This is a genomic window from Antrihabitans stalagmiti (genome assembly GCF_016482825.1).
GTDB classification, from domain to species: domain Bacteria; phylum Actinomycetota; class Actinomycetes; order Mycobacteriales; family Mycobacteriaceae; genus Antrihabitans; species Antrihabitans stalagmiti.
Map to the genome: position 1 here is coordinate 330,691 of NZ_JAEMNV010000005.1, position 23,450 is coordinate 354,140.

Genomic DNA, 23,450 nt, shown 5'->3' on the forward strand with positions numbered 1-23,450 from the left:
TACCAAGGGAATGGTTCTGCGGCCGATGATGATCGGCTTTTTCGCACTGTCAGCGGTCTTCGCCGGCGGCTGCAGCGATGTCGAAGAGGCGGTCAACAAAGGTGGTGACACTCCTTGCAGCGACTACCTCGAGGACGACGCCGACGATCGACGAGTCACCGTCACAAAATTTTTGAAAGAGGACGGGAACGGCAATGAGCCGGCCGGCACCGCCGTGGATGCCGCCATCATCGCCATCGATCTCCTCTGCTCGGCGCAGCAAAACGCGGACACCCCCATAAAGGATGCCGATCTCACCGGAATTCTCACACCGAAGTAGCTCGATCAGTTGTCGCCTTTCTTCTCCTTTGGCTCCTTTTCCTTGTCCTGGCCATTGCCGTTGCCCTCTTTGTCGTCATCGTCATTTTTGCCGCTGTTGCCGTTTCCCGGGGTTTGCCCGTCCGTCGGCGGTGCAGGCTGTCGCTCGGGTACCGAGACGGTCGATCCCACAGTGCTCGGCGGCACAAGGGGTGTCGACTGTTGAGTCGACGGCAGAATCTGCGGCGACGGTTCCTCCGTGGAGTTGCCGGCAAGCGCGACAGCCAGCACGATCGCAGCGAGCAGCACGCCACCGCCCGCTGCGATCCACACAGGACGAGGGATCGAACGACCCACCGGCGCGACCCCTGCGGTCGTGGTGGGCGGAACGATCTGTCGCACGGGCAGCATCGCGGTCGGACGTGGATTCGGGTGTGGCAAGAACGCAAGTCTTTGTGCGACTTCCGCGGCACTTGGGCGGCTCGCTGGGTTGTCGGATGTCATGGCCGTCAGCAATGCAGCCCACTCCGGACCGAGGTGCGGCGGTATCGGCGGCCGACGATCGAGCCGCGCGAGTGCAGCTTCGATGCCCACACCCGGATACACACATTGTCCGGTCGTGCATTCGATCAGCACCAATGCGAGCGAATAGACGTCCGACGGCGTGCCGACACGACGGCCCAAAGCCTGTTCAGGACTTACGTAGTTCGCAGTCCCGACGGTGAGACCCTGCGTCGTCAGTCGTGCACTGTCGACGAGACGCGCAATGCCGAAATCGGTCAACTTGGGCGACCACGGCGCCCCGGCGGCCGCCGGTTCGTCGAGAAGAATATTTCCTGGCTTGATATCGCGGTGCACCACGCCGCGTGAGTGGACGTAGGCCAGCGTGTCGGCAATCGACGCCCCGAGTCGAGCGGTCTCGACTGTCGGCAGCGGCCCCTCGGCGACACGCGCCGAAAGGGTCGGACCGGTGATCAGCTCCATCACCAGGAACGGCACGTGATCGTGGGTCGACCGGTCGATGGTGTCTGCGTCGAACAGAGTGACCAAGCCTGCGTGCCGCAGACTGGCCAACGTTTTGGCTTCGGCCTCGATCCGTTGCCTGTCTGCTGCGTCGGCCGCGTCGAACCGAAATATCTTGATCGCCACCGGTCGCGACAGCAGTTTGTCCTCGCCCCGGTAGACGTCAGCCCTGCCGCCGCGGCCGATCAGCTCACCGAGTTGGTAACGGCCGACCAGTATCGACCCCGGGGACACATTGCTCACATCTCGATACTCCAGCACCCGGCGCTCACTGTCCGCGACGGGTGCCGCCAGAGCCCGGCCGACTGTGCCGCGCTCGTTACCGGTCGTTTTCTCCGAGCCGGTGAATATGAACTAGATTCGTCGACCCGACCGTGTTGGGCGGCGAACCGGCGACGATGACGACGGTGTCGCCACGCTCGAAACGGCCGAGTTCCAGCAGTGCTCGGTCGACCTGTTCGACCATGTCGTCTGTCGACTCGACTGGATCGACGAGGAACGTCTCTGTCCCCCAGGTCAGCGACAGTTGTCGCTGCACGTCGGCGCGCGGAGTGAACGCGAGCAACGGTAGATCGGTATGCAACCGCGCCAACCGCCGGACCGTATCTCCCGACTGCGTGAACGCGACGATCGCTGCCGCGTCCAAACGCTCGGCTACGTCCAATGCCGCTGAGACGATAACGCCCGGCCTCGTACGCGGTGCCAGCGTGAGCGGTGGCGCAGACGTCGAACGGCCTTCGACGGCCGTGATGATCCGATCCATCGTCGACACGGTGTCGAAAACGTACTTACCGACCGACGTCTCGCCGGACAACATCACCGCGTCGGCACCGTCGAGGACCGCGTTGGCGACGTCGGAAGCCTCGGCGCGCGTCGGACGAGCGTTTTCGATCATCGAGTCGAGCATCTGGGTTGCGACGATGACCGGCTTCGCACTTTCGCGGGCCAGCTGAATCGCATCCTTCTGCACAAGCGGGACCTGTTCGAGTGGCAGTTCCACACCGAGATCGCCACGCGCCACCATGACCGCATCGAACGCCGCGACGATCTCCTTCAGATGATCGACCGCCTCCGGCTTCTCCAGCTTTGCGATCACAGGCACGCGTCGACCGAGTCTGTCCATCACGCGATGCACCGGCTCGATGTCGTGCGGCGACCGGACGAACGAGAGTGCGACGAAGTCGACTCCGAGCTCGAGGGCGAACTCCAGATCGGCGATGTCCTTGGCGGACAACGCGGGAACCGAGACGTTCACACCGGGCAGCGACAGCCCCTTGTTGTCGGAAACCGGACCGCCGACGACAACGCGGCACACCACATCGGGACCTTCGATTGCGATGACGTCCAACGCAATTCGTCCGTCGTCGATAAGGAATCGATCGCCGGCCTTGGCGTCGTCCGCAAGCTGGTCGTACGTCGTCGACACCCGATCGTGGGTGCCGATACATGGTTCGACGGTGATTCGGACTTCTTCGCCGACGTTCCAGATCGTCGAGCCCTCGGCGAACCGGCCGAGCCTGATCTTCGGACCCTGCAGGTCCGCCATGATCCCGATCGTGCGACCGGTGTCGTCGGCAGCCTTCCGCACGCGATCGAAATTCGCTGCGTGGTCGGCATGTTCACCGTGGCTGAAGTTGAGGCGCGCCACGTCCATGCCGCAGTTGGCCAGTTCCTTGATTCGCTCTTCGCTCGCCGTTGCCGGGCCGAGTGTGCAGACGATTCGCGTTCTACGCAACGTTCGAGTCATCAGGCAACCCCGCCATCGGAAGTCTGGGCCGGCGCCGCGTGCACGTCGTCGATTCGGTACTTACTCGCTGCCGCAACGGCTTTGTCGGTGTCGAGGGCTGCCAGCACGGCAACGGTGATCGACTGGGCATCGATGTTGAAGACGCGACGAGCGGCATTTCTGGTGTCGGAGAAGCCGAAACCGTCTGCGCCGAGCGTTGTGTACTCGCCTGGCACCCACTGCCGGATCTGGTCGGGCACAGCGCGTTCCCAATCCGAGGCGGCGACGAACGGTCCCTGCGCTTCCGACAGCACCTTGGTGAGGTACGGCGCCTCGTAGCCTGCGCCCGGATCCCGCAGCTTGTTCTTCTCGGCACGAACTCCGTCGCGACGCAGTTCGTTCCATGACGTCACGGACCAGACGTCCGCGCTGACTCCCCACTCGTCGGCGAGCAGTTCCTGCGCACGAAGGCCGTCCGGCACGGTGACCCCCGAAACCAGGATCTGCGCCTTGGGTCCGTCGGTCGTCGACTTCTTGTAGAGGTAGATACCTTTCAACAGTCCTTCGACGTCGAGGTCGTCCGGCTCGGCAGGCTGTCGGTAGGGCTCGTTGTAGACGGTGATGTAGTAGAAGATGTTCTCGCCGCCGAAGCCGTCCACACCGGGTGTGCCGCCGTACATACGACGCAGACCGTCCTTGACGATATGCGCGATCTCGAAGGAGAACGCCGGATCGTAAGCTACGACAGCAGGATTCGTCGACGCCAGGAGCATCGAGTGCCCGTCTGCATGCTGCAGACCCTCACCGGTGAGCGTGGTTCGTCCCGCGGTGGCGCCGAGGACGAATCCGCGCGCCATCTGATCCGCGGCTGCCCACAGTCCGTCACCGGTGCGCTGGAAGCCGAACATCGAATAGAAGATGTAGAGCGGAATCATCGGCTCGCCCTGCGTGGCGTAGCTGGTGCCGACGGCGGTGAACGACGCGGTCGAGCCGGCCTCGTTGATGCCCTCGTGCAGGATCTGTCCGATCGCGGATTCCTTGTAGGACAACATTTGTTCTGCGTCGACAGAGGTGTAGAGCTGGCCGTTGCGGTTGTAGATCTTGAGCGTCGGGAACCACGAGTCCATGCCGAACGTGCGCGCCTCGTCGGGGATGATCGGCACGATTCGCTTGCCGATCTCCTTGTCCCGCAACAGCTCTTTGAGGATTCGGACGACGGCCATCGTCGTCGCGACTTCCTGTTTGCCGGATCCCTTGCGGACCGACTTGTAGACCTCGTCGCCCGGAAGAGTCAAAGGCTTTGCAGCCGTGCGCCGTTCGGGAAGGAAGCCACCGAGCTCGCGACGTCGGTCGAGCATGTACTTGATCTCGGGCGCATCGTTGCCTGGGTGGAAGTACGGCGGTAGATACGGATCGCGTTCGAGATCGGCGTCTGAGATCGGAATCCGTTGCAGGTCACGGAAATCTTTCAGATCCTGCAGCGTCAGCTTTTTCATCTGGTGGGTCGCGTTACGGCCCTCGAAGCTCTTGCCGAGTGTGTAGCCCTTGATCGTCTTGGCGAGGATGACCGTCGGCTGACCCTTGTGGGCCGCGGCGGACGCGTAGGCGGCATACAGCTTGCGGTAGTCGTGCCCACCACGCTTCAGATTCCAGATGCCTTGATCGCTCAAATCGGCGACGAGTTCCTTGGTTCGCGGATCGCGACCGAAGAAGTTGTCGCGCACGTAACTGCCATCGTTGGCCTTGTAGGTCTGGAAGTCGCCGTCCGGTGTCGTGTTCATCAGATTGACGAGGGCGCCGTCCGGATCCGCACGCAGCAGCGCGTCCCACTCACGACCCCACACGACCTTGATGACATTCCAGCCGGCGCCACGGAAGAACGACTCGAGTTCCTGGATGATCTTGCCGTTGCCGCGGACGGGTCCGTCGAGCCGCTGCAGGTTGCAGTTGACGACGAAGGTGAGGTTGTCGAGGCCTTCGGTCGCAGCGACGTGGGCCAACCCGCGAGACTCCGGCTCGTCCATCTCGCCGTCGCCGAGGAACGCCCAGACGTGCTGGTCGGTCGTGTCCTTGATACCGCGGTCGTTCAAGTAGTGATTGAAGCGGGCCTGGTAGATGGCGTTCATCGGACCGAGGCCCATGGACACCGTCGGGAATTCCCAGAATTCGGGCATCAGCCGTGGGTGCGGGTAGGACGGCATGCCGCCGCCCGAGGTTGCGTGCGAGTGCTCCTGGCGAAACCCGTCCATACGTTCCGCGGGAATGCGGCCTTCGAGGAACGCGCGCGCGTAGATGCCGGGCGATGCGTGGCCCTGGATGAAGATCTGGTCGCCGCCGCCGGGGTGATCCTTGCCTCGGAAGAAGTGGTTGAAACCGACCTCGTACAGCGACGACGAGGACGCGTAGGTCGAAATATGTCCACCGACGCCGACGCCGGGGCGCTGTGCGCGGTGCACCATCACGGCTGCATTCCAGCGGATCCAGGCGCGGAACCTACGCTCGACATCCTCGTCGCCGGGGAAGGCGGGCTCGCTCTCGGTGGGGATGGTGTTGACGTAGTCGGTCGATGTCAGCGCAGGAATCGAGACGCGATTCTCCCCTGCCCGCTCCAGCAGACGGAGCATCAGGTAGCGCGCGCGCTCGGAGCCGGATTGTCGAAGGAGGTTGTCGAGCGACTCCAGCCACTCGTCGGTTTCCTCCGGGTCGAGGTCGGTCAGGTAGGACGCGACTCCTTCTCGGCTCAGCTGGGTGACATCGATCGACATGGTGCTCCTCATCCGCGCGGTGGTGGGCGCGTTTCGATGCTCGTCCGCCCGATCGTGGGTAAACAAGCTTGGGATATTGCTTTTCGAGAAATACTGCTTACGGCTGCATCGATCGAACTGCGCTGATCGGCCAACCGGTGATCTTCTTCGGACGCGGCGTTGCGTACGTGCGGACCTTGGAGGTCGAAAGATGCATCGAGACAAGGGATTCGGCCAATGTGACCGCGGCACTGATACCGTCGATAACAGGTACTCCGCACCGCTGCTGAATCCGCTCGTCGAGGCCGGCCATTCCGCCGCACCCGAGACAGATCACTTCGGCGCGATCGTCGCGTACTGCCTTCTCGGCCTCGACGACGATTGCTTCGACCGCTTGTTCGGGATCTTCCTCCAACGCCAATACCGAGACATCACTGGCACGTACCGACGCACACCTAGTGTACAGGCCTGCGAGGGTGAGCCTATCTTCGATCATGGGGACCGTGCGATCCAAAGTTGTTACTACTGAGTAGCTTCGGCCGATCAGCATCGCGATCATCGCCGCCGCTTCGGTGATATCGACGACCGGGACGTCGACGAGTTCCTGCAGCCCTTCCCGCCCGTGCTCGCCGAATCCGGCCTGGATGACTGCGTCGAACGGCTCGGTGTAGGTGCTGACAACTTCCATCACGGCGACCGCGGCAAGATGGCTCTCGAAGTTGCCTTCCACCGACTCGGCGCCGAATCGTGGTGTCAGCGCTACGATTTCGGTTCCAGGCGCAGCAGCCAACTGGGCCTGCCTGCCGATCGATGCAGTCATGGATTCGGTCGTATTGACGTTCACGACAAGGATTTTCATGGATTCTCTCCGAATGTTTCAGGATTGACTGTTGCAGCCGTTGCTATTTCGGCTCAGTGAACGCTTTCGACGGCGATCGATTCACCGGAGACGTCGTCGAACGTCACCGTACGGTCGGCGAGGGCGAAGTAGATCACCGCGCCGAGACCCGCACCGATGAACCAGGCGAAGGCCGCCAGCGAGGAGAGCACGGGCGCGAACGCGATAGCCAGCGAAGACAGTGCAGCGGGAAGGAACGCCGCAAGCGCGCGTGGGTTGATGCCGTGGCGGTAGTAGTACGCGCCCGAGGGTGCATCCGTGTACAACTCGGGAACGTTGATCTTGGCCTTCCTGATGAGCCAGTAGTCGGCGATGATGATGCCGAACAGCGGACCGAGCAGCGCGCCGAGGCCACCGAGGAAGTAGTTGATCACGGCCGGGCTGTTGTACAGGTTCCACGGCAGGATGACGAGGCCGATGACAGCGCTGACCAGCCCAGCGCGAGCAAAGTTGAGCTTCTGCGGGAAGAGATTGGTGAGTGCGTAGATCGGCGCGACGAAGTTTGCCATGAGATTGACCGCGACGGTCAGGATAATCAGCGCCAGGGAGGCGATGACCAACAGAGGCGTGTTGGGAATTGCGTTGACGACGTCGGCAGGGCTGGCGACGATCTCGCCGTTGATCTTGTACTGCCCACCGGCCATCACGACGACGATGGCACCGAAGAACAGCACGTTGATCGGGATGCCCCAGAAGTTTCCGTGGAAGATCGATTTACGGGTCTTGCAGGCACGGGTGAAGTCGCAGAAGTTGAGGACGAACGTCGCGTAGATGGAAACCCACAGTGCCGCGCCGGCAAAGATTTCCCGCCACATGACGCCACCGGTGAGATGGTCGGCTGTGGACCAGGCGATCGTGCCGCCGGCCTCGACAAGGACCCAGATGGCCAGCGCAGCCAAGGTCACCAGGATGATCGGCCCGGCGAAGGCCTCGTACTTGCGAATCATGTCCATGCCGTGCTGGACCACGTAGGTCTGGAGAAGCCACAGGGCGCCGAAGGTGATCCACCCGAGTGTCGACAGCCCGAGGATCGAATTCTGATCCATGCTCTCGAGCCCTGGAAAGATTGCGATCAGCAAGACGCGCAGCACCAGCGAGGCGAGGAACGTTTGGATTCCGAACCAGACGATGGCAACACCGCCACGGATGAGAGACGCCAACTGCGCGCCTCGAACCCCGAATGCGATACGGGCCATCACCGGGAACGGAATTCCGGTCTTGTGGCCCATGTACCCGGAGATGGTCAGCAGGACGAACAGGAGCGCGGATCCGATGCCGAGCGCGAGCAGGATCTGCCAGCCACCGAGACCGAGGGCGAAGAGGCCTAGCGCGAACCCGTAGTTGCCGAGGCTGTGCACATCGTTCGCCCAGAGCGTGAAGATGTTGTAGCCACTCCACCGCCTGCCCTCGACCTTGGTCGGTGCCAGATCGGCGTTGTAGAGCCGGGTGCTGAGCGTGAGCGGTTCGGGAGACACAGCTGACTTCTGGAGTACCGGGATCACGGGTTGGTTGGCGATCTCGGGCTGCTTCGGTGCGCGGGGTCGGTCGATGAGCATCGGATATTGAGTCCTTGCGTGATGCGGCGATGCGTCGCGTTTGATATTCCGTATTGTGGAACTTTAATTCCGTTTGTTAAGACTTAGTGTGACCCAGCTAACAAGGAGGGGTCAAGGGTTCGGAGAGGTATATACGATTTACGCCGTACCGCGGGTCAACAAACGTCCGCGAGGCGCCTCGTCGATGTCGATCCGAGTGCCTGCGAGCCACGTGCTGCGGACCACACCAGCCAGGGGCAGTCCGTCGTACGCGCTGATGGGATTCTTGTGCTGCAGTCGACTCGCGTCGACCACAAAGGCCTCGTCGGGTGCGAATACTGCGAAATCGGCGGCGTATCCGAGGGCGATATGACCTTTGGTGGTGAAACCGACCTGCTTGGCGGGGTTCTCGGCCATCCACGCGACGACCTCGAGGAGGCTGTGCCCGCGGCGCCGTGCCTCGGTCCAGATGGCAGGCAGACCGAGCTGCAGCGACGCGATACCGCCCCACGCGACACCGAAGTCGCCGATGTCGAAGCGTTTCAACTCCTCCGTGCACGGCGAATGGTCGGACACGATGCAGTCGATAACGCCGTCGGCAAGCCCCTGCCAGAGCAGCTCGCGATTCGACGCTTCCCTGATCGGCGGACAACACTTGAATTGTGTTGCCCCCGCGCGTATTCCCTCGGCGACGAACGACAGGTAGTGCGGACAGGTTTCGACTGTGAGCCGAACTCCGTCGTTGCGTGCGGACGCGATCATCGGCAGCGCATCCGAACTCGACAGATGCAGAATGTGGACCCTGCAATTGGTCCAGCGAGCGAGCTCGATCACCTCTGCGATCGCGAGGTTCTCGGCACCACGCGGGCGCGAGGCGAGGAAGTCGGAATAGCGCTCACCGTTCGGTGACGGCGCGCGGTCGATACTGTGCGCATCTTCGGCGTGCACGATCATCAGCGCACCGAAGGACGCGACCTCGCGCAGCGCGATCTCCAATTCCTGCGCGTCGAGCGGCGGAAACTCGTCGACGCCGGAATGCAGCAGGAAGCACTTGAATCCGAATACACCCGCGTCGTGCAGTGCCCGCAACTCGGGCACGTTGCCAGGTATCGCGCCACCCCAGAACCCGACGTCGACGTAGGCCTGATCCGCAGCGACCTTCTGTTTGATCTCCAAAGCGGAGACGTCGACGGTGGCGGGAATGCTGTTGAGGGGCATGTCGACGATGGTCGTGACGCCACCAGCAGCCGCGGCGCGCGTCGCGCTCGCGAAACCCTCCCACTCGGTGCGGCCAGGCTCGTTGACGTGCACGTGCGTGTCGACGAGGCCGGGCATCAGCACTTCGTCGTCGCCGAGCTGAATCGTCTCCTTGGCTTCGAGTACCGAATCGAGTGGCTCGATCGCGACGATCCGGCCGTCCCGAATGCCTATGCAACGAGCGACTTCTCCGGCTCCGGTGATGACGCGCGGCGCACGGAAGATGAGGTCGAGCGGCTCACTCATCGCCCGACCGCCTCGGCGTCGCCCGGCTGCGCATCGAGCCACCGCTGGTAGGCCTGGGTAGCGGATTCGGCATCGAGTTCACCGAAGAGACGAAGCCTGGACAGGCCGCCGTCCGGGTAGACGTCGAGTCGCAGATGTGTTGCGGCGGTGTCACCTTCGAGCAGGAACCGATGCCGGGTGTCGGGTTGAACCGCGGTGCGGGGCAGGAGGTCGAACCAGGCGGCAGCGTCGGCGAGGTCGGACTTGCGAGTATCGATCGCGCTCAACGACACCCAGCCCGGCGCATTGCCGACGTAGTAGCTTGTGTCGATCTCGACGTAACGTGCCGAGCCTGCCGCGGCGAGTGCGAAGACGGCGAAATCGTTGCCGCCGTTACGCCGGCGCGAGTTCTCCCAGCCTTCCCCCATGTTGCGTGCGCGCCCGGGCATGATGATGTTCGCGGGCGATGCGTAGAAAGCATCCGAACAATCGGTGAGGTGACCACCGTTCTCGGCGGCAAGCAGATCGATTGTGCCGCTGAGGAATCGGGGATCTGCCACGACCTCGCCATGCACACGCAGGCGGGCAACGCCACCGTCGGGGTAGATGGAGAGGCGGACGTGCGTCCAGCAGTGGCGGTCGGTGACGGCGTACTCGTTGGCGGTGTGGCCTTCGGCGGGCGACTTCTCGACGATCGTGTGCCACTGCACATTCTCGAGTTCGTCGATAGACGGATACCCGTCGATCGAGGCGGCCTCTACCGACACGAAGGGCGGGTAGTTTCCTTTGAAGTATGCGGTGTCGACGACGACGCCATGGACGATGCCTGCGGCACCGAGACGAACGATCGCCCAATCGTGCCCTTCTTCGCGGCGGCGCCGCGTCTCCCATCCGTCGTACACCTTGCCTTTGTGGCCGAACTCGTTCGGATCGAAGAAGGGCGCCTCGGGCCGAATCAGGTTCTCCCGCTGGGCGAACAGTTCGTCGTTGGCGGCCGACACGCTACCGCCGAGGGCGCGCGAGGCAAGGTCGGGTAGACCTGTGAATTGGTTGGTCATGATGCGGCTCCTTGTCGCGTGGTGATGCTCGGTTCGGTGTGTTCTTCGACGATGCGGGGACCCAGTTTGCGAAGCAGCGCTGCCGCATTCGCGATCGAGGTCTCCGGGTCCGGCTCCAGCTCGGAAAGCGGGTAAGCGCGGGTGATTCCGGCGGCGAGTAGCGCCTCTGCGGTCAGCAGGCTGCGACCTGCGACGGCAAGTACGGGTACGCCGCGCCTGCGTGCGGCCGCGGCGACTCCGGCCGGCGCTTTGCCGTGCAGAGTCTGGTTGTCCAAGCAGCCTTCACCGGTGATCACGAGGTCGGCGTCGGCGAGGTAGGACTCGAAGTCGACGAGTTCGAGGACGAGCTCGATACCTGGATGGGCAACGGCGTCGAGCACGGCGAAGAGTGCAAAGCCGGTGCCACCGGCGGCGCCGGAACCGGGAGTGCCTGCAACGTCGGTGCCTACGGCGGCGGTGACGACCTGTGCCCACTGGGACATGGCGGCCTCGAGTACGAGCAGATCGCTGCTGGTAGCGCCCTTCTGCGGGCCGTATACGGCAGTCGCGCCGTGCGATCCGAGCAGTGGGTTGTCGACATCACACGCGACACGAAACCGCGTCTCGCGTACCGCTGGGTGCAGGTCAGCGAGGTCGAGGCGAACCGCTCGCAGCAATTGGCCACCGCCCGGACCGACATCTCCCCCATCGGCGTCGACGACTCTTGCACCGAGAGCCTGCAACAAGCCCGCGCCGCCGTCCGTCGACGCGCTCCCCCCGATCCCGACGACAATGTCTTTCGCACCGTGGTCGAGCGCGTGCGCGATCACCGTGCCGAGGCCGAAGGTACTGGCGCCCAATGGATCCGGAACTCTGCCCGGCAGCTTGTCCAGTCCGACAGCGGAAGCTAGTTCCACGACCGCACGGTCGCCACGTACCGCGTAGTTCGCAACGAGCGGCCGACCGGTCGGCCCGGTGGTCGATACACCCACCGGAGTCCACCCGTTGGCGACGGCGGCGGCCACCGTTCCGTCACCGCCGTCGGCAATCGGGAGTTGCACTGTGGTCCAACCGCATCCGGCATCGGCGATACCCGCGGCGAGCGCGTCGGCGACCTCCGCTGCGGTCAGCGACCCTTTGAACTTGTCCGGCGCGATCAGCACATGCATGGCTAGTCCAGCATCATCAGTGCGGTCGGCGCATCGGACCAACTGGCCGCGATGTCCTCGAACTCGGAGACGTTGTCCAACTCGGTGCCCATCGCGATGTTGGTGACCTTTTCGAGGATGACCTCGACAACGACAGGGACCCTGTGCTCGTTCGCGAGTTCCCTTGCCCGATGTAGGGCACCGGCGATTTCGGCAGGGTCACTGACGCGGATTGCCTTGCAGCCCATGCCTTCCGCGACTCGGACGTGGTCGACGCCGTAGCCCTTGGCCTGGGTCATCGAATCGTCGGCGTTGATGTTGTCGAAGCCGAGCTGCACGCAGAAGTCCATGTCGAAGGCTCGCTGGGCTTGGCGAATCAAGCCTAGATAGGAGTTGTTCACGACGACGTGGATGTACGGCAGGTTGAACTGCGCGCCGACGGCAAGCTCCTCGATCATAAATTGGAAGTCGTAATCGCCCGACAGACCAACGACATTGGCCGTCGGATCGGCGGTCAGCACGCCGAGTGCCGCTGGAATCGTCCAGCCGAGTGGCCCGGCCTGGCCTGGATTGATCCAGTTGCGGGCCTTGTAGACGTGCAGGAACTGGCCGCCGGCGATCTGTGAAAGACCGATTGTGCTGACGTAGCGGGTGTCCCGACCGAAGGCGCGGTTCATCTCCTCGTACACACGCTGCGGCTTCACGGGGATGTTGTCGTAGTGCGTCTTGCGCTGCATCGTTCGCTTGCGCTCGGCACATTCGGCAACCCAGTCGGTGTAATCGGGCAGAGTGCCCGCAGCCTTACGTTCCTTCGCGACCTCGATCATCTGCAGCATCGCGAGTTTGGCGTCGGACACGATGCCGTAGTCGGGCGCGAAAATGCGGCCGATCTGCGTCGGTTCGATGTCGACATGAACAAATTTGCGGCCCTTGCAGTAGGTGTCCAGGCCACCGGTATGCCGGTTGGCCCAACGGTTTCCGATGCCGATCACGAAATCGGACGCGAGTATGGACGCGTTGCCGTAACGGGTCGAGGTCTGCAGACCGACCATGCCTGCGGCAAGGCGATGGTCGTCGGGAATGATGCCCCACCCCATCAGCGTGGGAACAACCGGAACATCGAGCAGTTCGGCCAACTCGACGAGCTCATCCTCACCGCCCGCATTGTTGATGCCACCACCGGCGACGATCAGCGGCCGCGCCGACGCGGTCAGCATGTCGAGCGCCTTGGCTGCCTGCCTGCGCGACGCGGCAGGCTTGTACACCGGCAGCGGTTCGTAGGTGTCCGGGTCGAAGTCGATCTCGGCCAACTGGACGTCGATCGGCAGGTCGATCAGCACCGGACCCGGCCGACCCGAACGCATGAGATGAAATGCCTGTTGAAAGGCTCCCGGCACCTGAGCGGGCTCCAACACGGTCATCGCCATCTTGGTCACGGGCTTGGCGATCGACGAGATGTCGACGGCTTGGAAGTCTTCCTTGTGCAGCCTGGCGACGGGCGCCTGGCCGGTGATCGCGAGGATCGGAATCGAGTCGGCCATAGCGGAATACAGGCCGGTGATCATGTCGGTGCCAGCAGGCCCCGAGGTGCCTATACAGATTCCGATGTTGCCCGACTTGGCGCGCGTGTAGCCCTCGGCCATGTGTGACGCGCCCTCGACGTGGCGGGCGAGCACGTGCTTGATGCCGCCGTGCGAGCGCATCGCCGAGTAGAAGGGGTTGATGGCCGCGCCGGGCAAACCGAACGCTTGCATTGCTCCTTCGAGCTCCAGAATCTTCACGGCCGCGTCCGCGGCCCGCATTCGAGGCATGACAAATCTCCGTCTATCGGTGTGTGTGGATCTATCGGAAGGTAGGTAAGGGACAGGAATTCAGCTGGTGCGACCGGAAAGTCGCTCGACTCCGCGGAACAGACCGGAATGGTCGAGTCCGCCGTCGCCGTTCGCACGGGCAGACGCCATAAGCTGAGCGAGGACGGCACCGAGTGGTACGACGACACCGGCTTCGCGGGCCGCTGCGGTCACGATGCCGAGGTCCTTGTGGTGCAGGTCGATTCGGAACCCGGGGTCGAAGTTGCGGTCGAGCATCTTCTGCGCCTTCTGATTCAGCACGGCTGAGCCGGCAAGGCCGCCGCCAAGTACCTCGACAGCGGCAGCGGTGTCGACGCCGTACGCCTCGAGGAACACGATCGCCTCGGCAAGCACTTGGATGTTGGCCGCAACGATCAGCTGGTTGGCCGCTTTGACGGTCTGGCCGGACCCGCTCGGGCCGACATGGACGATCGTCTTGCCGACAGCGTCGAGCACGGGCTTGGCCCGCTCGAAATCTTCTGCTGCGCCACCGACCATGATCGAGAGCGCCGCGTTGATGGCGCCGGGCTCGCCGCCCGATACAGGGGCGTCGATGAGCGCGAACCCGCGTTCGGTCGCTTGCGTGGCAAGGCGCGCGGTGACATCGGGTCGAATGCTCGAGAAGTCGATGATCAAGGTGCCGGGCTTCGCGTTGTCGAACACGCCGTCTTCGCCGACGAGTACCTCTTCGACATCGGGAGAGTCGGGCACCATGATCGCGACGACGTCTGCCTCTGCAACGGCGTCCGCGATCGAATCCGCTGCGCTACCGCCGGCTTTCACCAGTGGCTCGGTGCGGTCCGGCGTGCGGTTGTAGCCCGACACGCTGTGGCCGGCATTTGCGAGGTTGACGGCCATGGGGCTGCCCATGATGCCGAGACCGATGAATGCGATTGTGCTCATAGCGAATTGCTCCTAACTGGAAAAATCTGGGGAACCGACTGCTTCAGGCCGTGAAGGCCGGCAGCCAGTCGAAGGTGTCGGGACGGGTGGCTTTGTATTCGAGGCTGATTGCGCCGGCATATCCGTTGGCTGCCAACTGCTTCAGGTAGCGCCGCAGATCCAGGTCACCGGTGCCGGGCTCGCCGCGACCAGGTGCGTCGGCGATCTGGACGTGGCCGATGCGGGCTGCGTAGGTGTCGAGTGCCGCACCGACATCGTCTCCGTTGACCTGCAGGTGGTACAGGTCGGCGAGCAGGCGAAGATTCGTTACGCCGGAACGGCTTTCGACCGATTCGATGACCGCTACGACGTCGCTCGCGAGTTTGAGCGGGTACGCCGGTGCGCCGCTCACAGGTTCGACGAGGACGACGCCGCCGATACGCTCGGCTGCCCGGGCCGCTTCCGCGAGGTTCTCGGCAGCGATCTCGTCCTGCTCGGCCGGGTCGATCCCTTCGATGCGGTTACCGTAGAGCGCGTTGAAACCCTTTGTGCCCAGCCGCTTTCCGATGCCGATCGTGACGTCGATGTTGTCGCGAAATTCGCTGACCGCCGCGGGATTCGAGAGCAGTCCACGGTCGCCGGCCGGCATGTCTCCTGCAGCGAAGTTCAGGCCGGTCAACGCGACACCAGCAGCTTCGATCGAGCGAACGAAGGCGTCGACGTCGCGATCGGCGGGTACAGCGGTGTCGAACGGCCACCAGAACTCGACCGAATCGAATCCAGCGTCGCGCGCCGCCTGGGGGCGCTCCAGCAGCGGGAGGTCCGTCAGCAGGATCGAGCAGTTGACGGTGTATGCGAAAGGGTCCATGTCGTTGCGCGTCCTTCGTGGTCTGTTTGCGGATTCTGTGGTCGGATTGCGTTGCAGTTCAGTCTTGTTCGGGAAGCCCGCGGTACTTGCGCCACCCGCCGTGCTCGGTGATCTCGGTGAGTTGCTCCGGGATCGATTCGAGATAGCCGGGCCGTAGACCGACTGCCAGGACAGACCTGCCGTCGTCCAAGGCGATGACGGTGAGTTCGAGCTCGGCCGGCTCGTCGGGCAGGAAGTCGGTTCGGATGTTGTCCATGGGCACGTCGTACAGCTCGCCCTCGATGGCTGCGCCGCCGTCCTCGCTCAGCAGGAGGGCCGGAAACTCGTCGCGGACGGAGAAGAACCGGTAGATCGGAGCCGTTCGTGCCGCACCGACGAATTTGTGCTGCGCCACGTTGTGGTGCAGGTTCCCGCCTCGCATTGCGCCGCCGTTGCAGAACAACTCAGCCATGTCAGGCACTCCCTTGGTTTGACTTCCATATTGTGGAAGTAATATTTCGTTTTGTGGTATTAGTGAACCGCTTCGGCTCGTGTTTGTCAAGGGTGGTATACCGCTAGCGCGGAGCATGGAAACGGGCGCCGACCCTGTGGTCGGCGCCCGTGGTTCATCGAGAGATGCTGCTAGACAGTCACATTTGAGTTTCGGACAGTGACGTCGAGTTCGACGGCAACCTTCAGCAGCGTTTGCCGGAGCCGCTTGGTCTTACTGTCGAGAACTTCACCGACCATCTCCTGCGTCACGGGCCATGGAGTGTCGGGGATCACGTCGTGGTCGGTCACCAGAGCTACACAGGTGTAACTGATACCGAGTTCGGCGGCGAGCGCTGCTTCCGGATACGGCGTCTGGCTCACCAGATCCCAGCCCTGGGCCGCGTACCACCTCGACTCTGCGCGGGTCGAATACCGCGGCCCGCGTATCGCAACCAGCGTCCCGCCGTCGTTGACGATCCAGTTGTTCCGCCTGAGAATCTCGACTACCGCCCTGCGACCTGCCGCCGGGAACGGGTCGCCGAAGCTGAGGTGCACGTCGCTGTCGTCGAAGAACGTGTCGTCGGTGCGTCCGGTCCGGTCGACCAGCTGATCCGGCACGACGATCGAGCCGACGCCGACCGCCGACCGAAGCGAGCCCGAGGGTGTCGGTGCGAGAATCGTCCGAACGCCGAGACTGTGCAGAGCCCAGATGTTGGCCCGCGCATTGATACGGTGCGGCGGGATGTTGCGGTGCCTACCTGTTCGGGTCAGGTATGCGATGCGATGGCCGTTCGAATTGCCGACGACGATCGTGTCGGAGCACGGTCCGTACGGAGTATCGACCGCGATTTCTTCGACGTCGTCGAGCAATCCGTAGTAGCCCCAGGTGCCGAGAACGGCGACGCGTACAAGTGTCTCAGGCATTGCGGACCGCCATCTCTGCGTCTACGGGTGCGCTCTTCTTCGTCAATTCGACGGGTGCCAAGACGATCTCGTGACTCGGATGTGGATGCGCTGCGACGTCGTCCGGGTCGTCGGGAACGAATCCACGATCGAGTACGGCGTGCATTTTCTCGGTATCGAGCATGCCGGACCATTTCGCGACGACGAAGGTCGCGAGGCAGTTGCCGAGCAGGTTGGTGAAGACTCGCATGGAGTCCATCAACCGGTCTGCGCCGAGCAGCAGCGCTACCGCGGCGACCGGGAAAGCTCCGATCGCGGCTGCCGTTGCCGACAGTGCGACGAACGCCGACCCGGGCACGCCGGCCATGCCTTTGGAGCTCAGGATCAGAATGCCCATGATCGTAAGTTGTTCTCCGATACCGAGTTCGACGCCGACAGCTTGGGCGAGGAACATCATCGCAAGCGAGAGGTAAATGGCAGCGCCGTCGAGGTTGAACGAATATCCGGTTGGTACGACGAGTCCGACGACCGCTCGATCACAGCCTGCGTTGTCGAGCTTCTTGATGATTCGAGGCATAACCGCCTCGGACGATCCGGTGCCGAGCGCAAGCATAAATTCTTCGCGGCAGTACTTGACGAACTTCCACGCGTTCACGCCGGTAAGCAGTTTGACCACGATGGAGAGCACGACGATGAAGACCAGCGCGGCTCCGTAACAGGCCAGGATGAGAATTCCGAACGACTTGAGGGAGTCGGCACCGTAGTTGCCGACGGTAAACGCCATCGCACCGAATGCGCCCAGTGGCGCGAGGTACATGATGTAGCCGACAATCCGGAAGATCACGTGCAGCGCCTGGTCGATCACATCCATCAAGATGGGCGGCGCGGATTCGCCGAAGGACGCAAGCGCGACGCCGAACAGCACGGCGAACAACAGCACCTGGAGCAGGCTGTTCTGGGCGAACGCATCGAACACGCTGGTCGGGATGATATTCATGACGAACTCGACACCCCCGGGCAGGTGACCGCCCTGCGTCTTGGCGTCGAGTTCGCTCGTGTCGAGCGTCGAGGGATCGATGTTCAAGCCACGTCCGGGATGGACGAGGTTGCCGACCAGCAGCCCGAGCCCTAGAGCGCACGTCGTGGCGGTCATGAACCACAGCATGGCCTTTCCGCCGATTTGGCCGAGCGCCTTCATGCTGCCCACCTTGGCGATCCCGGTGACGATCACCAGGAAGATCAGCGGCGCGACGAGCATCTTGATCAATTTGATGAAGCCCTCGCCGAGGGGTTTGAAGTGATCCGCGAGGCCCGGCGCGAGGATGCCGGTGGCGATACCGGCCGCTATGCCTATCAGGACTTGTACGAACAGACTTTTGTACCAGCGCTTCGGACGCGCTGCGGCTTCGACTTTGCTCACGGAGTACCTCTCCATCGACGAACTTCCACTTTGTTAACTTCCATATTGTGGAATATTAATTCCATTATTTATATAGTGGTCTGCATCACACGGGGGTGTCAACCCCTAGGCGGTGTTGTGCCAGCGATTGCGGATTCTGGATATCGTCATACGATTGAGTAATTCCGCTAGCCGGAAGTTAGAAGGCCACTATTGGTTGGAAAGGACTATCCGATGGCAGCCATACCCAGCCAGGGCGGCAGCGTCCAATCTGTCGACCGCGCGTTCGACATTCTGGAAATCATGGCGGCAGCGGGCGGATCGATCGCGCTGAGCGAACTTGCCGAAACCGCGGGTCTACCGCTACCGACGATCCACCGGCTGACCCGATCGCTCGTCGCACGCGGCTACGTTCGGCAGCTACCGTCGCGCAAGTACGCGCTCGGTCCCAAGCTGATCCGTCTCGGCGAGAGCGCAACACAGCTGATCGGAGCCTGGTCGCGCCCACATCTTGCCGACCTCGTCCGAGCGACAGGGGAAACAGCGAACATGGCCGTCATCGACGGCACCGCTGCCGTCTACGTGGCGCAGGTGCCATCGGAGCACTCGATGCGGATGTTCACCGAGGTCGGTAGACGGGTGTACACACACTGCACCGGCGTCGGAAAAGCACTGCTCGCGCAACTACCCGACGATGCAGTGCGAAGCATCGTCGCGCGGGCGGGGATGCCCCGACAGACCCCCAATACCCTGACCGACCCCGACGCCCTGATCACCGACCTCAACGTCATCCGGCAGCGCGGTTATGCGATCGACGAAGGCGAACAGGAGGTCGGCGTCCGATGCTTCTCCGTTCCGGTTCCCAACTCACCGTCGCCGACGGCGATCTCCGTCTCGGGACCGGCGGCTCGTGTGACGCTGGAATCGGCGGACCACATCGTCCCTCTGCTCAAGCGTGTCGCGAAGGAACTCTCCACCGAGTTCGACAACAACGCCGCCCTCTGATCAGGGGCTAGGAGTTGTTGGCCTGCAAGAACTTTCCGGCGTGGATGGTGGTGCCGAAGCCTTCGGCGAAGGTGCCGTTCTCGTAGAGGACGTGGCCGGCGACGATGGTGGCCGCGACAGCCTTGTCGTTGCGATTGACCATTCGATCGACTCCTGCGACACCGGGCATCGGCGCTTCGGCGTATTCGCCGCTGGAGCCGTCGAATCCGGACGGGTCGATGATCGCGATGTCGGCGCGGCTGCCTATCCTCAGGCGTCCGGCGTCGAGGCCGTACCAGTCCGCGAGCTCACTCGTCAGTCGGCGGACCGCTGCCTCCACCGGCATGAACGTGCGGGCATGGACACGTTCGAGCATTCGGACACCGAAGTTGTAGAACGCCATATTCCGTAGATGCGCACCGGAATCGGCGAACCCGACCTGCACGACATCGGATTGTTGCAGCTGGTCGAGAACGTCGTCGCGGTCGTTGGCGATCGTGGTGCGCCAACGCAGTGCCTTGCCGTGCTCGACGGCCAAGTCCAGCAGGGCGTCAGCGGGTTCGATGCCACGTTCGTCGGCGATCGCACCGAAAGACCGCCCGACGACAGTCGCGTCGGGGCAGGCGACGATCTCGGCGTCGTAGAGATCGCGGTGCCAGACCTTGAACCCGAACTTCGCCGTCATCTCCTTGCGGAAGGTGCGCCGGTAGGACTCGTCGGCAAGAAGTTTTCCGCGTTTCAGCACGTCTCGAATGTTCAAAGCGGCTGCACCCGAACCGAATTCCTCGAACACCACCACGTCGATGCCATCCGCGTACACCTCGAACGGGACCGGAAGATGCTGCCAGCGGAAGCCGTCACCACCGATCTTGTTGACGACCTTTGCTGCTGCGATCGCAGCGCGGACGACGGTGCGGTCGGCTTTGACATCGGCGGCGCTGATGATCGTCGTCTTCAACGGTCGACGCTTGCGCCCCATGCTCTGCGCGAAGTAGCGCGCCATCTCCGACCGCTTGGCCAGGTTCGGGGTGCTCTGGTGGATTCGACCGCGCGCCCGCAGCACGTCGTTGAGCGCGCCGAATTCCTTCCAACTCGCAAACGTGGACGGCAACAGCCTTGCGGGCCAACGAGTTCCCTCCAGCTTGGAGAACGAACTGCGGATGGTCGACAAGCCGACGAATCCAGCGTCCAGCGCCTCGGTCAGCATGGCTTTCATCCTTGCCAGTTCGGCGTCGCTCGGCGTCACCGTCGGATCCGTTGCGCGATCGAGGCCGAGCACAGTGGCACGGATGTCGGAGTGTCCGATGAAGCCCGCGACGTTGAGGCCGAGCGGGCGCTGATTGATCGCGTCGACATAGGACGCGGGACCCGACCACGTCTTGTGCTCCTTGACCGCGGAATGCACTGCGTCCCAGGGCAATGCCTCGACGCGAGCGAACATGTCCGCACAGTCGTCGGCGTCCGCGTAGACGGTCGACAGCGAGCAGTTGCCAAGCACGATCGAGGTGACGCCGTGGCGCACGCTCTCCCCCAGCCCAGGTGAACCGAGGACTTCTGCGTCGTAATGGGTGTGCACGTCGAGCATCCCCGGGATGACCCATTTGCCGGTCGCATCGATCTCACGGTCGGCGACGGGGTTGTCGGCACTACCCGGCTCGATGTCGCCGATGGTCGTGACCTTTCCGTCTCGAACGCCGACGTCGGCCAGGATGGGCGCCGAACCGGAGCCGTCGTAGACCGAGCCATTGCGAATCACGAGCGAGTAGTGGGACATCAGCAACCTTCGATCTTCGATACTGGAGAGTATTGAGATTTGGATACTACCGAGTATCCTGATTCCCGTGACGACCGTCAACCCCCGAATCCGTACCCCTCGCCTGGAAGTGCGCGAGCGAATCCTGGCCGCAGCGACGTCGGAATTCGCTCGAAAAGGGTTTGCAGGCACCACGATCGATGCCATCGCAGACACAGCTGGATTCACCAAGGGCGCCGTCTACTCGAACTTCGGGTCCAAGGACGACCTTTTCTTCGCGCTCTTGGACGAGCAGATCGCGCACCGACTCGAGGTCGTCGCCGCACTTGCCGGCGATACAGTCGCCCGCCCTTCGATGCGCGAGGCAGGCAATCTGCTGATGCAGGAAGTACTCGCCAACCGCGATTGGCAACTGCTGTTCACCGAATACTGGCTTCGCGCCATGCGCGACTCGCAGGTGTGCGAGAAGTTCGTCGAACATCGCCGAGCGATCCGTGCGCTGATCGAGCGCACGGTCGACCAACTCGACCTTCATCCAGAACTCGACTCGGAAGCAGCCGCAGTCTTGGTGCTCGCCCTCAACAACGGTCTGGCGATCGAAGAATTCACCGACCCGGGAACGGTTCCACACGACTTGTTCGGCACCGTTCTGCAGGCGCTCGCGGCACCTGACAGTCAGGTCTGATCAGGACCCCCGCCGAAGTTGCCTGCGACAGCCACTGCGATCTCGATCCCGCGCCGCGAGCGCGTCATGGATCTAGGTTGAATTCATGACCAATCCCGTTCCGCCTGGCGAGAACCAGACCCAGCCCACAGTGAGTAGTTTGCAGTCCGCACTGTGGCTGCCGATCTTCGACGAACTCGCCGACCCGAGGGTCGTCGCACGCCTGGCAGCCGATGCGGAAGAGGCCGGCTGGGACGGCGTGTTCGTGTGGGACCATGTGCGCTGGAGGGCGCCGGTCCAACAGGTCGCCGATCCATGGATCACGTTGACCGCGATCGCAACTGCGACGGAACGTATTCGATTCGGTCCGATGGTCACACCCCTCGCCCGCCGCAGGCCCACCAAGGTCGCGAGGGAAACCGCGACGCTCGACCTACTCAGCGGCGGACGCCTCACGCTCGGTGTCGGTCTCGGCAGCGACCGCTTCGGCGAGGAGTGGTCCGCGACCGGTGAGGAACTCGACGATCGGCGAAGAGGCCAGATGCTAGACGAGTCACTGGAGATCCTTGGCGGCGCGTGGTCCGGTGAGCCTGTGCACCATCGCGGACAGCACTACACCGTAGACGGAATCACGTTCCTGCCCAGACCAGTTCAGCGTCCCGGCGTCCCGGTATGGGCCGCAGGATTTCCAGGCAACGCCAAACCGATGCGCCGCGCCGCCCGACACGACGGCTTCTTTCCGGTCAACCTCGAACACCAAGACCAGCTCGCCGAGATCGTCGCGACCATCACCGATCTCAGGCAGGGCCAAACGACCGACTTCGACATCGTGATCGGTCTCGGAGCCGACATCGACCCCGCGCCGTACGTCGAGGCGGGCGCCACGTGGTGGCTGACGGACTTCGACCCGGAATCGGTGTCGCTGGATCGGGTTCGGGGTGTACTCCGCGACGGGCCGGTCGACATGCTGATCGACGTCGGCGCGGACCCGCAGGCAGCTAGGTGATGGTGACGCCGCCGTCGACTGCGATGGTCTGGCCCGTCACGTAGCCACCTGCGTCGGACGCCAACCAGACGAGCGTCGCGGCGAGCTCCTCCGGATCACCCTTGCGGCCAAGGATCATTCGCGGTGCGAGCGCATCGAGGTAGCCGGGCGCATATGCCGCCGTCATCTCCGACGCAAAGAATCCCGGCGCAATCGCGTTGACTCGGATACCTTTTCGAGTCCCCCACTGCTGCGCGAGGTCACGGGTCAGTCCGACGATCGCAGCCTTGCTCGCGCTGTAGGCCGCCTGCGGTAGACCAGCGGTCGTCAATCCGAGAATGCTCGAGATGTTCACGATCGAACTCCCGGGCGCCATGACGCGACCGCACGCCTGCGCAGCCCAGTACGAGCCGTTCAGGTTGATGTCGATGACCGACCGAAACTCTTCCGGGGTCTCGCGGGTCGACGGAACGGCGGTCCCCACTCCCGCATTGTTGACGAGAACGTCGACCTTGCCGAACTCCGCGATCGCGGCATCGACGAGTGCCGTGCACTGGTCCGGATCGACGACATCGGTTCCTACCGACAACACCCGCCCGCCGACGCTCTTGACCAATTCCGCTGTGTCAGCAAGCTTGTCGACCCGACGAGCAGCAAGAACCACATCGGCGCCAGCTTCGGCGACAGCTTTGGCGAATGCGACGCCGAGCCCCGAGGATGCTCCCGTCACGATTACGACGCGACCATCGAGTCGGAATTTGTCCAGTACTGACATCGTTGTCTCCATTCGGTACCTAACGG

General features: G+C 63.2%; 20 protein-coding genes. 4 read left to right on the forward strand and 16 right to left on the reverse strand.

Annotated features, from left to right (window positions below):
• Positions 1-25: 25 nt before the first annotated feature.
• On the forward strand, positions 26-319 hold the full coding sequence (locus tag JGU71_RS17880; RefSeq protein WP_233529554.1) for a hypothetical protein: 294 nt from the start codon (positions 26-28) through the stop codon (positions 317-319).
• Between the two features lie 5 nt (positions 320-324).
• Here the strand turns inward: JGU71_RS17880 and JGU71_RS17885 are convergent, their stop codons facing one another.
• From JGU71_RS17885 to dctA, 14 genes are all read right to left on the reverse strand, one after another.
• Complete coding sequence (locus tag JGU71_RS17885; protein WP_199705628.1) at positions 325-1,563, reverse strand: serine/threonine-protein kinase; 1,239 nt, start codon at positions 1,561-1,563, stop codon at positions 325-327.
• Between the two features lie 76 nt (positions 1,564-1,639).
• A complete protein-coding gene (pyk, locus tag JGU71_RS17890; RefSeq protein WP_199705629.1) occupies positions 1,640-3,067 on the reverse strand; it encodes a pyruvate kinase in 1,428 nt (475 codons plus the stop codon).
• The gene (aceE, locus tag JGU71_RS17895; RefSeq protein WP_199705630.1) at positions 3,067-5,823 is read right to left on the reverse strand and encodes a pyruvate dehydrogenase (acetyl-transferring), homodimeric type; all 2,757 of its coding nucleotides are present in this window, start codon (positions 5,821-5,823) and stop codon (positions 3,067-3,069) included. Before aceE ends, pyk begins: the two co-directional genes overlap by 1 nt.
• An 85-nt stretch (positions 5,824-5,908) precedes the next feature.
• Entirely contained in the window at positions 5,909-6,649 is a 741-nt protein-coding gene (locus JGU71_RS17900) for an aspartate/glutamate racemase family protein (RefSeq protein WP_199705631.1), read from the reverse strand.
• A gap of 53 nt (positions 6,650-6,702) precedes the next feature.
• Positions 6,703-8,244 carry an NCS1 family nucleobase:cation symporter-1 gene (locus JGU71_RS17905; RefSeq protein WP_199705632.1) on the reverse strand — a complete coding sequence of 514 codons (1,542 nt, stop codon included), beginning with the start codon at positions 8,242-8,244 and terminating at the stop codon, positions 6,703-6,705.
• 138 nt (positions 8,245-8,382) lie between these two features.
• The gene (allB, locus tag JGU71_RS17910) at positions 8,383-9,726 is read right to left on the reverse strand and encodes an allantoinase AllB (protein ID WP_199705633.1); all 1,344 of its coding nucleotides are present in this window, start codon (positions 9,724-9,726) and stop codon (positions 8,383-8,385) included.
• Positions 9,723-10,763 (reverse strand): allantoicase, encoded by a 1,041-nt coding sequence (gene alc / locus JGU71_RS17915; protein WP_199705634.1) that lies wholly within the window; start codon positions 10,761-10,763, stop codon positions 9,723-9,725. The genes allB and alc overlap by 4 nt, the downstream gene beginning before the upstream one ends.
• Positions 10,760-11,911: a glycerate kinase gene (locus tag JGU71_RS17920; RefSeq protein ID WP_199705635.1), complete on the reverse strand. Its 1,152-nt coding sequence runs from the start codon at positions 11,909-11,911 to the stop codon at positions 10,760-10,762. Before JGU71_RS17920 ends, alc begins: the two co-directional genes overlap by 4 nt.
• A 2-nt stretch (positions 11,912-11,913) precedes the next feature.
• Positions 11,914-13,701 carry a glyoxylate carboligase gene (gene gcl, locus JGU71_RS17925; RefSeq protein ID WP_199705636.1) on the reverse strand — a complete coding sequence of 596 codons (1,788 nt, stop codon included), beginning with the start codon at positions 13,699-13,701 and terminating at the stop codon, positions 11,914-11,916.
• A 60-nt stretch (positions 13,702-13,761) separates the two neighbouring features.
• Positions 13,762-14,643: a 2-hydroxy-3-oxopropionate reductase gene (locus JGU71_RS17930; RefSeq protein WP_199705637.1), complete on the reverse strand. Its 882-nt coding sequence runs from the start codon at positions 14,641-14,643 to the stop codon at positions 13,762-13,764.
• A gap of 43 nt (positions 14,644-14,686) precedes the next feature.
• Positions 14,687-15,490, reverse strand: coding sequence for a hydroxypyruvate isomerase family protein (locus tag JGU71_RS17935; RefSeq protein ID WP_199705638.1), 804 nt, complete (start codon positions 15,488-15,490; stop codon positions 14,687-14,689).
• Between the two features lie 58 nt (positions 15,491-15,548).
• Entirely contained in the window at positions 15,549-15,941 is a 393-nt protein-coding gene (locus tag JGU71_RS17940; RefSeq protein ID WP_199705639.1) for an allophanate hydrolase-related protein, read from the reverse strand.
• 170 nt (positions 15,942-16,111) lie between these two features.
• Positions 16,112-16,885 (reverse strand): MTAP family purine nucleoside phosphorylase, encoded by a 774-nt coding sequence (locus JGU71_RS17945; protein WP_199705640.1) that lies wholly within the window; start codon positions 16,883-16,885, stop codon positions 16,112-16,114.
• Entirely contained in the window at positions 16,878-18,284 is a 1,407-nt protein-coding gene (dctA, locus tag JGU71_RS17950; RefSeq protein ID WP_199705641.1) for a C4-dicarboxylate transporter DctA, read from the reverse strand. The genes JGU71_RS17945 and dctA overlap by 8 nt, the downstream gene beginning before the upstream one ends.
• Positions 18,285-18,497: 213 nt before the next feature.
• On the opposite strand from dctA, the gene JGU71_RS17955 reads away from it, so the two are divergent.
• The gene (locus JGU71_RS17955) at positions 18,498-19,268 is read left to right on the forward strand and encodes an IclR family transcriptional regulator (RefSeq protein WP_199705642.1); all 771 of its coding nucleotides are present in this window, start codon (positions 18,498-18,500) and stop codon (positions 19,266-19,268) included.
• 7 nt (positions 19,269-19,275) lie between these two features.
• Here the strand turns inward: JGU71_RS17955 and JGU71_RS17960 are convergent, their stop codons facing one another.
• A complete protein-coding gene (locus JGU71_RS17960) occupies positions 19,276-21,021 on the reverse strand; it encodes an N-acyl-D-amino-acid deacylase family protein (protein ID WP_199705643.1) in 1,746 nt (581 codons plus the stop codon).
• A 67-nt stretch (positions 21,022-21,088) separates the two neighbouring features.
• Between JGU71_RS17960 and JGU71_RS17965 the strand changes: the two genes are divergently transcribed.
• Together JGU71_RS17965 and JGU71_RS17970 are read left to right on the forward strand one after the other, a co-directional pair.
• A complete protein-coding gene (locus JGU71_RS17965) occupies positions 21,089-21,685 on the forward strand; it encodes a TetR/AcrR family transcriptional regulator (protein WP_307829705.1) in 597 nt (198 codons plus the stop codon).
• Positions 21,686-21,770: 85 nt separating this feature from the next.
• Positions 21,771-22,670, forward strand: coding sequence for an LLM class flavin-dependent oxidoreductase (locus tag JGU71_RS17970; RefSeq protein WP_199705644.1), 900 nt, complete (start codon positions 21,771-21,773; stop codon positions 22,668-22,670).
• Here JGU71_RS17970 and JGU71_RS17975 read toward each other — a convergent pair.
• Positions 22,663-23,424, reverse strand: a complete 762-nt coding sequence (locus JGU71_RS17975) for an SDR family NAD(P)-dependent oxidoreductase (RefSeq protein WP_199705645.1) — start codon at positions 23,422-23,424, stop codon at positions 22,663-22,665. The genes JGU71_RS17970 and JGU71_RS17975 overlap by 8 nt on opposite strands.
• Positions 23,425-23,450 lie beyond the last annotated feature (26 nt).

Bases quoted from the DNA above. Each gene is read 5' to 3' on its own strand.
- JGU71_RS17880 (WP_233529554.1), top strand. From the start codon at position 26: ATGATGATCGGCTTTTTCGCACTGTCAGCGGTCTTCGCCGGCGGCTGC.
- pyk (WP_199705629.1), bottom strand. From the start codon at position 3,067: ATGACTCGAACGTTGCGTAGAACGCGAATCGTCTGCACACTCGGCCCG.
- aceE (WP_199705630.1), bottom strand. From the start codon at position 5,823: ATGAGGAGCACCATGTCGATCGATGTCACCCAGCTGAGCCGAGAAGGA.
- JGU71_RS17900 (WP_199705631.1), bottom strand. From the start codon at position 6,649: ATGAAAATCCTTGTCGTGAACGTCAATACGACCGAATCCATGACTGCA.
- JGU71_RS17905 (WP_199705632.1), bottom strand. From the start codon at position 8,244: ATGCTCATCGACCGACCCCGCGCACCGAAGCAGCCCGAGATCGCCAAC.
- allB (WP_199705633.1), bottom strand. From the start codon at position 9,726: ATGAGTGAGCCGCTCGACCTCATCTTCCGTGCGCCGCGCGTCATCACC.
- alc (WP_199705634.1), bottom strand. From the start codon at position 10,763: ATGACCAACCAATTCACAGGTCTACCCGACCTTGCCTCGCGCGCCCTC.
- JGU71_RS17920 (WP_199705635.1), bottom strand. From the start codon at position 11,911: ATGCATGTGCTGATCGCGCCGGACAAGTTCAAAGGGTCGCTGACCGCA.
- gcl (WP_199705636.1), bottom strand. From the start codon at position 13,701: ATGCCTCGAATGCGGGCCGCGGACGCGGCCGTGAAGATTCTGGAGCTC.
- JGU71_RS17930 (WP_199705637.1), bottom strand. From the start codon at position 14,643: ATGAGCACAATCGCATTCATCGGTCTCGGCATCATGGGCAGCCCCATG.
- JGU71_RS17935 (WP_199705638.1), bottom strand. From the start codon at position 15,490: ATGGACCCTTTCGCATACACCGTCAACTGCTCGATCCTGCTGACGGAC.
- JGU71_RS17940 (WP_199705639.1), bottom strand. From the start codon at position 15,941: ATGGCTGAGTTGTTCTGCAACGGCGGCGCAATGCGAGGCGGGAACCTG.
- JGU71_RS17945 (WP_199705640.1), bottom strand. From the start codon at position 16,885: ATGCCTGAGACACTTGTACGCGTCGCCGTTCTCGGCACCTGGGGCTAC.
- JGU71_RS17955 (WP_199705642.1), top strand. From the start codon at position 18,498: ATGGCAGCCATACCCAGCCAGGGCGGCAGCGTCCAATCTGTCGACCGC.
- JGU71_RS17960 (WP_199705643.1), bottom strand. From the start codon at position 21,021: ATGTCCCACTACTCGCTCGTGATTCGCAATGGCTCGGTCTACGACGGC.
- JGU71_RS17970 (WP_199705644.1), top strand. From the start codon at position 21,771: ATGACCAATCCCGTTCCGCCTGGCGAGAACCAGACCCAGCCCACAGTG.
- JGU71_RS17975 (WP_199705645.1), bottom strand. From the start codon at position 23,424: ATGTCAGTACTGGACAAATTCCGACTCGATGGTCGCGTCGTAATCGTG.